The sequence below is a fragment of the Cytobacillus sp. genome (genome assembly GCF_032154635.1).
GTDB lineage: Bacteria > Bacillota > Bacilli > Bacillales > Cytobacillaceae > Cytobacillus.
Genome location: NZ_JALDXW010000007.1, coordinates 128,047 through 139,813, shown reverse-complemented (window position 1 = coordinate 139,813; position 11,767 = coordinate 128,047). Strand labels below are relative to the sequence as shown.

The 11,767-nt window shown below is 33.9% G+C and carries 11 protein-coding genes and 3 pseudogenes; 8 read left to right on the top strand and 6 right to left on the bottom strand.

The features are described from left to right. Positions 1-275 precede the first annotated feature (275 nt). The 3 genes and pseudogenes from RUH74_RS07570 to RUH74_RS07560 all read right to left on the bottom strand — a co-directional run. Complete coding sequence (locus RUH74_RS07570; RefSeq protein WP_313799671.1) at positions 276-668, bottom strand: DUF2178 domain-containing protein; 393 nt, start codon at positions 666-668, stop codon at positions 276-278. After that, positions 661-873 (bottom strand): helix-turn-helix transcriptional regulator, encoded by a 213-nt coding sequence (locus tag RUH74_RS07565; RefSeq protein WP_313799670.1) that lies wholly within the window; start codon positions 871-873, stop codon positions 661-663. Before RUH74_RS07565 ends, RUH74_RS07570 begins: the two co-directional genes overlap by 8 nt. Positions 874-1,118: 245 nt before the next feature. After that, a pseudogene (locus RUH74_RS07560) lies at positions 1,119-1,640 on the bottom strand (hypothetical protein); the annotation flags it as partial. A 597-nt stretch (positions 1,641-2,237) separates the two neighbouring features. Between RUH74_RS07560 and RUH74_RS07555 the strand changes: the two are divergent. Next, positions 2,238-2,735: a hypothetical protein gene (locus RUH74_RS07555; protein WP_313799669.1), complete on the top strand. Its 498-nt coding sequence runs from the start codon at positions 2,238-2,240 to the stop codon at positions 2,733-2,735. Between the two features lie 61 nt (positions 2,736-2,796). Continuing rightward, entirely contained in the window at positions 2,797-3,312 is a 516-nt protein-coding gene (locus RUH74_RS07550) for a hypothetical protein (RefSeq protein WP_313799668.1), read from the top strand. 280 nt (positions 3,313-3,592) lie between these two features. On the opposite strand, the pseudogene RUH74_RS07545 reads toward RUH74_RS07550, so the two are convergent. Further along, positions 3,593-3,937, bottom strand: a pseudogene (locus RUH74_RS07545) (YciI family protein); the annotation flags it as partial. A gap of 770 nt (positions 3,938-4,707) precedes the next feature. On the opposite strand from RUH74_RS07545, the gene RUH74_RS07540 reads away from it, so the two are divergent. Further along, positions 4,708-5,445, top strand: a complete 738-nt coding sequence (locus tag RUH74_RS07540) for an alpha/beta fold hydrolase (RefSeq protein WP_313799667.1) — start codon at positions 4,708-4,710, stop codon at positions 5,443-5,445. Positions 5,446-6,063: 618 nt separating this feature from the next. On the opposite strand, the gene RUH74_RS07535 is transcribed toward RUH74_RS07540, so the two are convergent. Together RUH74_RS07535 and RUH74_RS07530 are read right to left on the bottom strand one after the other, a co-directional pair. Next, positions 6,064-7,920, bottom strand: coding sequence for an alpha/beta fold hydrolase (locus RUH74_RS07535; protein ID WP_313799666.1), 1,857 nt, complete (start codon positions 7,918-7,920; stop codon positions 6,064-6,066). A gap of 57 nt (positions 7,921-7,977) precedes the next feature. Next, positions 7,978-8,544 (bottom strand): TetR/AcrR family transcriptional regulator, encoded by a 567-nt coding sequence (locus RUH74_RS07530; protein WP_313799665.1) that lies wholly within the window; start codon positions 8,542-8,544, stop codon positions 7,978-7,980. 402 nt (positions 8,545-8,946) lie between these two features. Between RUH74_RS07530 and RUH74_RS07525 the strand changes: the two genes are divergently transcribed. The 5 genes and pseudogenes from RUH74_RS07525 (at position 8,947) to RUH74_RS07510 (ending at position 11,733) form a co-directional block, all read left to right on the top strand. After that, on the top strand, positions 8,947-9,126 hold the full coding sequence (locus RUH74_RS07525) for a DUF6440 family protein (protein WP_313799664.1): 180 nt from the start codon (positions 8,947-8,949) through the stop codon (positions 9,124-9,126). Between the two features lie 85 nt (positions 9,127-9,211). Further along, positions 9,212-9,427: pseudogene (locus RUH74_RS07520) on the top strand (DDE-type integrase/transposase/recombinase); the annotation flags it as partial. 267 nt (positions 9,428-9,694) lie between these two features. After that, a complete protein-coding gene (locus tag RUH74_RS07515) occupies positions 9,695-10,138 on the top strand; it encodes a GNAT family N-acetyltransferase (protein WP_313799663.1) in 444 nt (147 codons plus the stop codon). A 156-nt stretch (positions 10,139-10,294) separates the two neighbouring features. Next, a complete protein-coding gene (locus RUH74_RS24150; RefSeq protein ID WP_396229926.1) occupies positions 10,295-10,771 on the top strand; it encodes an alpha/beta fold hydrolase in 477 nt (158 codons plus the stop codon). Between the two features lie 563 nt (positions 10,772-11,334). Beyond that, positions 11,335-11,733: a RidA family protein gene (locus RUH74_RS07510; RefSeq protein ID WP_313799662.1), complete on the top strand. Its 399-nt coding sequence runs from the start codon at positions 11,335-11,337 to the stop codon at positions 11,731-11,733. Positions 11,734-11,767: the final 34 nt, after the last annotated feature.

Below are 11,767 nucleotides of genomic sequence, written 5' to 3'. Positions count from 1 at the left end.
CATTTCACTTGAATAGTAAGTCATTATCTTAAAATGATATTACTATACCCCAGAACGGTATGTCAATAATAAAAAGTCATTAAAATGGAAAAATAACTAAATTTCTGATCACCTAAGTATGAAGTGAATGATTGTTAAACACCAAGTCCCCTCACGTATTAAAGTTGTCTTCAGAATAATTAAAGCATCTCCACCAAACACAAAACCGTTACCCATTAGTAGGTAACGGCTGTTTTCGAAAAGCGCCCGATTGTTGAAGATAGCAATCTTTATTATTACTTGTACTTCTTTGAATAAATAAATTCTGTGATTGGAACCGTAACAAATGTAAGACCTACCACCATAACCAGTGGATAATTATCAATATGATTAAAATTACCAGTTCCTTCAGAAATAAATAATATTAAACCAGATAGAATCATTAGCACATAATAACCTATTTTGGCACTTTGAGTTTCAATATGTCTATCTAATTCATCTTTCTCACCGCCACCTTCATGATGTCCCCAATTAAGCCAATTAAAAAAATAGCTTAAAGCTAGAAAACTAAAGAATATACCAGCTGCATCTATAATTCCAAAACTAACCCATTTGTATAAGGAAAATCCTGCAATTGATAAGAAAACAATAAAGATTAAAATAGCTATAACACTTTTGGTTTTATTCATTCCTTTTTCCCCCATTCTCAGAGATAAATAAATCTTCCATAGCGACTCCCAAAGTCCTTGCTATATCAAATGCTAACTGCAAACTTGGGTCATATTTATTGTTCTCAATAGCGTTAATCGTTTGTCTACTTACATTGCATAATTCTGCTAATTTCCTTTGTGAGAGACTGCCTTTTTCTCTGTACTCCTTAATTCTATTTTCCATTTACTAAGCCGCCTTTAGATTTTATAAGGTGTAAAAGGTTTTTTACACCTTAATTATAAAAAAAGACAAACTATGTGTCAAACATATTTTACACCTAGTTTGTCTTACAATTATATTACCTATTGCTGAAAAGGGCACAATTCTTCAAGAATTGCGCCCTTTAATTAAAGACTCGGTTTAAAGATAATTTTCAAAAGTATTCATAACATTCAATGTCGTTTACTTCTAATTTGCAGAAGAGATTTTCAACTAGTTTGTACAGCCGTAATTTTGCAAGTTGAAATTACAAATCTAAAAATTGTCTCAGGACTTATAGGTAAAGTGCCTAACACTATGCCAAGACCTGTTTGTTCCACATTAAAACCTACTGCAGTAGAGCCATTTATTGCTAAAAGATTCACAGTAGATCCGATAAGTGTATCTAGCAATTGTCTAATTGGTCGTTCACGGCAATCACATTCACACCCAGATTCAACAGGCGGCAATAAACTTATTGGAGGTCCCGGTGGTAAAAATCCTACCCCTGTTATATCAGAAATATTAACCACATAGGTTGCCCCTCCATTTGTAACAGTAACTAAAAAATCGTTCACTTCAGTAATAGTGAATAAAAAAAAGAGAGGAGGTACATTTGGTGGATCAGCAATAGTACTAAGTATTACAGTTTGACCCACCAGTTGTTGTAAAACGGACTGCATTGGAAAAACACAACAGTCACAAAGACATGGTCCGGGGGGACCTGGTGGCCCAGGTGGGCCAGGAGGTCCGATTAATCTTGGTAGCCTTGGCGGTTTAAAAGTCGGACTAATTGGACAACATCCCTGAAATGGTTGGTTATTGTTAGCCATATAATCACCTCATAAAATTTAACTATTACAATATTATGATGGTGAATTTGGGACGGATTGGACGACTTCTGTATTTGCACTATTTACAGTTCGTTTATTTTATATTTTTTGTCGAATTGTTTTTTAAAATAGACTATACGCTGTTAAAAGTAGGTTGTAATCTAGGAATCTAAATGAATGTCTCAATTTTGAGGACATTCTTTTTTTCTAATTTATAATATTTAAATCCTTATTTCTCAATCACACCCTTTAACAGAAAACTTGAATTCAAAATAATATCAATAACAATCCTCCACATCAATGTACAGAAAGGAGTAGATCAAATTCTGCATCTTGAAACTGTAAAGAAGGTAAATGGAACATATCTTCATCCGAAAAAAACATCCAAGTCAGAGGAATATACTTCATCTATTTATGAAAAAATACATGACTCCCCTACTGCAGCTACCTATCCAATAATAAGTAAGTTTAATAAAATATATTAGAAAATTATATTTTTGAGAGGAGGTGACTTTTTTGTCCAGTAGATCAAAAAAAAATACAATTACTACGGGGCCTTTTCTAATTCCTGAAGTTATTGATGGTTTTGAAAATAATCGCTTGGTAATAACTATTAAAAACCCAACAAACAGACCATTAGAAGCTGAGATTGTAATTGAAACATGTCCACGGCCACCGGCACCTATTACCTTGCCATTTATCTCTAACATTCCTGAAATTCCAGTTCCCATACATTTTGGTCCTTCTATCGTGCCCCCAATGAATTGCACTCGAATAGAACTTGATATTTTCGATTTTGAGGGTGCATCCCTTCGTGTAACTTCTAGGGGTGACTATTTAGTTGGTGAAGATCGCCCATTATGTGGAAAACTCGAAATAGAAGTGATTGGTGGACAAGGTAGTGTTAGTAGGACGACCCTAGATCTTGCACCCGGGCTTTTTAATGCCGACCCTTCCTTGATATTCCATTATGGAGATTTTATAGTTTGCAAAAGAAAAGAAGAAAGTTGCTAAATCATACCTTAAAACAAAAAGGTAATAAATGTGATTATTTTTTGTTATAGGAGGTGATTTTATGTCAAGTCATAAATCATTCGATAATTCAAGTTGTAGTTCAAAGTGTCATCAAAAAAAACATACAATTACTACAGGACCGTTCCTAGTCCCTTTGAATGCCGAAGTTGGACAACCAAATAATCGACTTGTAATTATTATTAAAAACCCAACAAACAGACCATTAGAAGCTGATGTAGTGATTGAACTTTGTCCTCCAGTTCAGATCTCTGTTGAAGGTATCCCACTTCCCTTTATAACTATTGAGAGTGAAAGGTCACTCCTTGAAGGCATTGGTCCTACCGTTATTCCTTCAATGAATTGTATTCGGCTTGAGTTTGATATTAGTTCTTTCGTAAATGGAATTCTTCATGTTAAATCTACGGGGAATTATGTAGTAGGGGAGGATCGTCCATTACGTGGGAAACTTGAAATTGAAGTAGTTGGTGGAGTTGGTCTTTCCAATCCTACGAATCCTGGCCTTGCTGTTGCAGATCCCTCCATGGTATACCATTACGGTGATTTCGTAGTTTACTAAGGACCCATTCACGCAAGTTGACATTCCTCTCATCTATGTAAACTGAAAATGTATATCATATTCACGTTTAAAACAGTCTGTTCCTACAGTGAATAAACACTCGAAAGTTGAACTTTCTTTTCCTAGAAAAATCGATTGTTTTATATGAATTAAATAGAACCTACAATATCTAACCATTGTTTTTCTATTTCACAATATCCTTTTAATAGTTTAGTTCAATAAGTTCAAACAAAAAAAGCGTTAATCCCTTCTTGAATCAATTTTTTCTATAAATTTACAATTAGTTTTGCTCCGGAAACTCAAATACTTGCCGCAGCTCAATTTGACCTTCACCATGTCCTTGTGGATCCGGCATCTGCATGGCCCACTCAACGGCTTCTTCTCTCGATTTAACATCAATTAGTATGAATCCAGCAATCAATTCATTCGTTTCCGTAAATGGGCCATCCGTGACCACTGGTTTTTCTCCTTGTTTTGGATACGAAAGCCGAATCCCATTTGAACTTGGATGAAGTCCTTTAGCCATAATTCGCACACCTGCTTTCACTAATTCCTCATTGTACCTCGTCATGGCTTCCTTGAGCTCTGGGCTCGAAAGATTTCCGGCTTCCGAATTCTTCGAGGCTGTTGGTTATTTTAACAAGCTTCATATTGTTAGGCATCCTATTATATGGAGTATTATACGGAAGTTCCTACTTTATAATGATTGATACACAGGGCGAGTATAGAAAATACGATACAGGAGTGACAATAGAGCTTAAAAATTCAAGCCAGCAGGATATCTCAAATCTTAAATTTTCATTTGGTCATTTACTAGATATTATTTTCCAAGAGATAGGTGAAATCAAATAATTAAAACCTGGACAGAGTTCTAAATCAACAAGTAAAAGTATTGATCTTTCTAACTCAGACTTAAGCATGTATATGGAAATTTTATCTTAAAGATGGAGAAACAAAAGTAGAAAATAGTATTTTTTACTTAGATACTATAAATCCCAAAAAAGTAGTAGCTTTAATAGATATTACTAAAGTAGATGAAGAAGGCAATTTGCTCCTTAACGTTAAAGGGTATAATGGCTTTACTCAAATTACTGATGAAATCGATCCAGATAGAGATAATTAATGCTTAATGGAATAACTAAGCCCCTTTCAAACGAGAAGGGTTTTTTAATTTTGCCTGATTAGCTATCCGAGCAATTAATTAAACAATCGTCATTAATGTTATTCAATAATCGGGCCATATTGTTGAATAACGTAGTGCGCGTAATATGCTAAAATTAGGAAGAGATTGTGAAGAAATGTACTTAAAGTAACGGGAGTTTAGTTGAAGAAAGGGTGTTAAAATTGTTAAATTTCAACTAACTGATAATTGGCTAAATGAGAGGAATGGACTTAATGACTAAAGAAATGTTTGTGAAAATAAGTGATTGTAAACTTTATGCTAAATTGTGGGGAGATAATAACGGAAAACCAACTGTCATAATGGACGCTGGATATGGAGATTTTTCCAAGGCCTGGGATTCGGTAATTGGGGATATTTCATTGCTCTCTAATGTTCTAATATATGATAGAGCAGGACTTGGGAAAAGTGAAACAAGTTCTAACCCCAGAACCAGCCGTGAGATGGTAAAAGAATTGAAGGAACTTCTTATTAAAGCGAAGATTAAACCTCCCTACATATTAGTCGGTCATTCATTTGGTGGAGTAAATATGCGGATGTTTGCAACTGAATATCAAAATGAAGTTTGTGGACTTATCTTGGTTGACTCTACACCTGAAGATTACAAAGAAAGATTTCTCCCAACTATGTCACAAGATTTTCAACAAGCATACAACAAGCAATTCGTTTACGAAGGCAATTATGATGAATTTATGGAAAGCCTAAAGCAGTTAAAAGAAACCAGACTAAAATTAAATGTCCCATTAATTGTTCTTTCCGCTGGTAAGAAAGCTCATTATTCAAAGGAATCACAAGAGTTATGGAATGAAATGCAGAGAGAGATTCTAGAAATATCCTCAGATGGTGAATTGGTGATTGCTCAAAACAGTGCACATTACATACAAAATGATGAACCAGAATTGGTAGTCAGTGCGATAAATAAGCTGATCGACATTATTAAGAATAGATTGTGAAGGGATTGTACTTAAACTATCGGGTAGCGTTAGTTTAAGAAGCATAATGTTTTTTGAATGAGGTCCTATTTTAGTTATTCCATTAAAGGGCGCGATTGTTGAACAACTAGTAAAGAACATTTTTATAATGAAAGCAACTGGTTTTATGATAAATATTACAACTAGTAAAGGACTTTCTTTTTTTATTAATTACACGTTATTGATTTTAACAGGATTTTTATAACCTTTTAGTAAAGAACTATTTTTTCATGCAACAACTGTTGTGTCTCCAGACAACTCAGTCGTGACCTAGTGTTTTTTTAAAATTAAGTTGTACTCTTGAAAATCTAAAGGAATGTCTCAATTTTGAAGACATTCCTTTTTTCTAACTTATAATATTTAATTCATTGTTCAACAATCGCGCCCGATTTTGGAATATTGAAAAATAAAAAAGCTGCAAATACAGCTTTCTATATTTTTCCTCCATTTTGAAAAAATAGATTAAAATGGATTTAATCTTTTTAACTAAATATAAGATTTTTTAAAACTAAAGTATCCCGTTAGCCATCCATGTAAACCGTACGACTTTATTTCAAAGACACAACAATCTTATACATGCTTTTTATTTATCCCACACTCTCATCTGCTAGTACTACTATTTTTTATTACCAAATTAGCCGTTTCACTCGGATGGTTAAGAGGAAAATGATGACCATATGGAACAAAATCAACCTTGCCAAGATGCGAAGGAGCAGAATAGCCTCTGTCATAATCCCCCCAAATAATGCGAAGATTATACTTTGTTACTTCATTGAAATCACCTTGAACGTTTTTCAATAGTAAATTGTTAAGCTGAACCGTAGTATTTAAAATTCTAGGAGAAGTAAAACTGTTACTTATTTTTTCAATATAATGTTTAGGGATACTCACCGTACTTTCAAATAAACCATTACTTAATAAATAACGCTCTATCAAATTAGTAGTTGCCAATTTCAATGTCCATTTGTTCATAAATTGAGGAACATTTATCGATTTAGCATTTTTTTTAGCAACAGGTGGCTGAAGTAAAGTAATTGTATACTTCTTATCTATGTACTTTTGTACTAATGCTTCCAAAAGAATATACGCACCAAATGAATGGCCAATTAGATGGGCACCATTAGTAGCTTTCTCCAATAAATTTTTCAATACATTCAAATAGATATTTAATAGATTTTTCTCTCGTTTAAAAGGAGAACGTCCCAAACCTGGAAGGTCCATGATCCATACAGGTCGACCTGTTTTTTCATGAAGCTCTTTCCCTAAAGGAAATAAATCTTCTCCATCACTTAATAAACCATGTAATAAAATAAACGGTTTCCCCTCTCCTTGTAATTGGTAAAGGGTATTGTTATCGCATAATGTTCGCTCAAATAAATGATGATGCTCACCATTTTGATACATCAATCGATAATCCAGATCAGCTACTACGGCAGGGAAAAAGTTCATGACACTCATCTTCTTAAACCAATCTCCCCCCCTCATGTTTTTCACCGAACCATTTGAAAATGTTCGTTTTGTGATAAAATTCAGTCCATCAGAAGGAATGTTTGTTATTTTACTTACTCCACTTTTCATTATTGTTTTCATAAGCGGCATTGGAACAGAGATTTTTGGTGCCCTCATATTCATACTTTCCGACATAACACTTAATAATTCAGCAATGTTCGGATCGTTCTCTTTGTCATCAACAAGTGTATATGTTTGAATAGCCGGCTGCTCCAATTTGAAAACCTGCACAATAAACTTCGCAAACTCATCGTTTGAAATCAGTGGCAACCTATATCCCTTACCTCCAGGAATCACTGGCATGAGCCCTCTTCGCATACTTGTCACAAGCAAACCTAATCCTGTTATCTGCTCTGTACTCCCTGTTTTACTACTACCAACCACAGTTGGCGGATTAATGACAGACAGCGGATAACCTACTGCTGATGCCTGTTGACGGATATAAAGATCTGCTAAAAATTTTGTTCTCTCATATGGATTTTTTATTTTCAAAAAATTGTTTCCTTCTTTAAACACATCTATCGCAACCTTGCTATTATTATCATCAAAGGGACTCATATAACCTACAACATGAATAAATTGTTGCAATCCCTTCAATTGATGAATATTTTTAGCGAATTCACTAATATGTTGGGCACCATTCAAAAATACAGAAGCTGCCTCTTTGCTTGTTGCTTGAATATCCATGGGGCCTCCTGCGTGAATAATTACATCCGTTTTCAATACCAACTCCTTATCTTCAGCACTTAGACCTAAGTCTATTTTTGTCAAATCACCTTCAATAAAGTGCATAACTGCCTCTTTTAAGATGCCTCTTTCTTGATAAATGCGTGTTGCTTTACTCTTCGATCTCACTAATAGAAGAATTGTAACATGCTCTTTGGCTAATTCCTTCACTAATTGCTTTCCAATAAAACCTGTTCCACCAGTTAAAAATACTGTTCTCATAAAAATCCTCCTTGTAGTACTATTCAGTACTAATTTGATGTAAAAAAAATGCTTCTTTTATCGAAGCAAGTTAAAAAAATGATCTGCTGTTTTCATAATTACAGTTGCATCCTCCAGTGTTTCTGAAATAAATAGCGCTCCTTCAAGATTTGTAATAAAAAGAGATGCAACCTCGTCAATATTAATGGTCTTTCTAAATTCACCATTCTCTACCCCTTGTTTAAGTAATAGAGAAACTTTCGTTTGTAATCCTTTAAAAAAAAGACCTATTTTTTCTTTTACTTTTGTGGCATTTGTAGGACTTTGAATATAAAGCGTAATGAACGGACAGCTCCCCTTATATTCTCTCGTCTGAACTCCTTGTGATAATTGCTTTAAAAACAGTTGGATACGATCCTCAACTAATAATTGGTTTTGAGTTAGTAAGCCATCAATTGCAGATTGATACATTTCAATCCAATAATCAACGACCCCTTCCAACAATTCTTCCTTATTAGAGAAGTGATAATACACATTAGACTTTGAAACTTTGCTTACACGAACTAATTCATCCATGCTTGTATAAGCAAACCCTTTTTCTAAAAATAATGATGCAGCTACTTCAATCACACGTTTTTGATTCATTAATTTTATCCTTGTCATAATTAGTACTGTATAGTACTACAATAGGTGTTGTCAATTATTTTTGTTAGTTTAATAAAAAATTGATCAAAAAAGCAATACTTTAATTGATTTTACTGCTAAAAATTAATTTCATTTGGAACAAAGTTGAACTGAACCCCGAAATTGTTTTGGATAGCTTGCATTTACTCACTTTAATCTGCACCCCAAATGTTAGACTCGACTCTAACATTTGGGTGCAGATCAATTACAGAAACAATCGGGCCAGATTCTTGAGTAATAGCTTTAAATTGCGCTGGCATAAATTTATTTTGAAATTAAGGAGGATAGTAAGGAGGCTATCAAGAATTATACATAAATTAATGAATCACTTTAGCAATTATCGAGTTAAGGGAGAGTGGGGTAATGGATAACAAACGTTTTGAAACTATTTATACTCAAGGAAAACTAGAACTTTTTAAGATTATTCGTGATAACCAGACGGGGGTTCTATATATGTTGAATCTTTCTGGTGTTGGAAGTGGATTAACCGTTATGGTTGATCAAGAAGGAAAACCTTTGGTAGATGAGAATTTTAAAAAATAGTCGAGAATGAGTTAAAGTGCCCATTTGGGAAGGGTTATTCCAGTATCGGGCGCTTTTTTGAATTTGATCTGCACCTCAAATGTTAAACATTTTTAAACGTGATTTTGTAGCGACAAAACTAAATGAAAAGTGGGTAACGGACGTAACTGAATTTCATTTATTTGGTGAGAAGTTATATCTTTTCCCTATACTTGATTTATTTAATGGTGAAATTATTGCCTATAATATTCAAAGCCGTCCTACATATGAAATGGTTTCGAAAATGTTAGACAAAGCTTTTAACTGCTTATCCGAAGGAGATGCCCCTGACTTCTTTACGGTAGGATGCTGCCTCCATAGTTGCTATTAGTTTTTCCTCATGAGAGATGTCAATATTTTTGAAATTCGAGACATGCATATAACAAGGCATGTCCTTTTTGGTTATCGGTCCATTTTCTCGAATAACACTCAGTAAGGTAAATGGATATTTATGTTAAAATAATTATAGGTTGTGAATGATTGTACTTAAAGTAACTAACAGGATTGTAGAATAAAGATATTGTATAAATCAAATATGGGGAGAAGGAAGATGAATTATAAAATAGAAATTTCGTTGGATAATAACGAAAAATTTTCGACTTTTTTACATGAAAATATTAGGGAATATAATAATGAACATTCCATTCATCATAAAGAAGCAAGGAAAAAAGAAGCTGTACAGCCGATAAATATTATTGTTTCAGATGACAAAGAAAATTGGATTGGTGGTTTAAATGCTGATGTTTATTGGAACTGGCTAGAAATTAATGATTTTTGGTTTAGTGAAAAATACAGAGGTAAAGGTTTAGGCGGGCTTCTTCTTGATAAAGCGGAAAAAATCGCCAAAGAGAAGGGTGCAAAGAACGCACTTTTGACCACTTTTGAATTTCAAGCTCGGTCGTTTTATGAAATCAAAGGGTATCAAGTTGTTGGTGAAATTAAAGATTATCCTCCTGGTAGCTGTTATTATACAATGGTAAAACCACTAATTTAATTAAGTAAGTCTTATTCAACCAACGGACGCTTTTCTGAATTAAGGAAAACGTCTTTCTTTATGAATAGGGCCAGATTGTTAGATAATAGCTAATAAATAAAGGGGGAATACGTATTAGTGAGAAGTAGGTGAAGAAATCGACAGTGGAAACAACAGATTGATGAATTAGCTAAACAATATAAAACCATTACGTGGGATGTACGTGGACATGGTCAATCTTCATTACCAAAAGGTAAAGTGGACTCCGAGGACTTTAGCAAAGACTTAATTGGATTATTAGCCCATTTAAATGTAAAACCGGCTCATCTTTGTGGCTTATCAACGGGAGGGCATATCTCTCTTCAAACTGCAATTAGGTACCCGGAATTTGTAACATCGCTTATATTAATTGGTACGCCTTTTACTAATACATACAATTGGTTTGAGAAGGTATTTTTTTCCATAAATCGATGGTCAAGCATTTTTATACCTATGAGGGTAATGGCAATAATTCAAGCAAGAACGCTCTCTAAGTTCAATAGCAAAAACAAACAATATATCAAAGAAGCGGTTATCTCAATACCTTTTAACCGTTGGATACGTATATGGCATGCAGTTTCTACAATGGAGAGTGGAAATGACTTACATAATTAAGCTGCCCCGCCTTAATACTTTAGGGCGATCATGACACTATGACAGAAAGACAACAACGAGAAATGGCTAAACGTATTTCTCTATCTAAATTGGTTTATATAAAGAACGCCCATCATGCTACAAACCTTGATAACCCAGTCCAAGTCAACAATGAGATTATTAATCACTTGTCAGAAATAGAAGCATAACTCTAATAAATGCTACTTACATGAAGAACGGCCCGATTGTTGAGGTGTAGACTTGGAATAAAATTTGACACCATGATGCTGATAATCTGTTTTTTAAAATTCAACAAACTTGGTCATTTTGCGGAATAAACCTTAGATTAATATTTAAGTTGTGCAAAGAACCTATTTCCTATAAAATTATAATTATCAAAAAACTTGTCATTTTAAGAGAGAGGAGTGTTCACCATGAAGAAAAAATCACTTAAGTTCTTATCTTACGGATATGGATACTCCACTGCTGTTTTTTTCTAGAAATCTTTTAAAGGGTGAAGTGTGTCTAAATTTGACTTTCTAGGCAAAACTGCAGGAAAATTTTTAAAATGGCGAGGTAAATAAATGGAAAACGAAAAAATCACAAGGAAAAACCCAACAAGTATGCCTGCACCAGTTGGCAATTACACACATATTACAAAAATTCCAAGGAATGCGGAGTTATATGTTACATCAGGTCAAGTCGGTGTAGATCGAAATGGTCAATTTCCACAAACTATGAATGAACAAGTAAGTAATACGTTTATCAATATAAAAACAATGATCGATTCTGAGGATTTAAGCGCTGAAAACATTATAAAAGTGAACATATGGGCTACTGAGAAAATTGATTGGGACTTTTTTTATTCAGAATGGGAACAATTATTTAGCAATGATTATCCAGCAATGACGATTGGATATATTGCTGAGTTAGGTTTACCTGAGATAAAGATTGAAATAGAAATTTGGGCAGCTAAAGTATAAAGTTCAAACACACTTCATCAAAACCATGGAACTC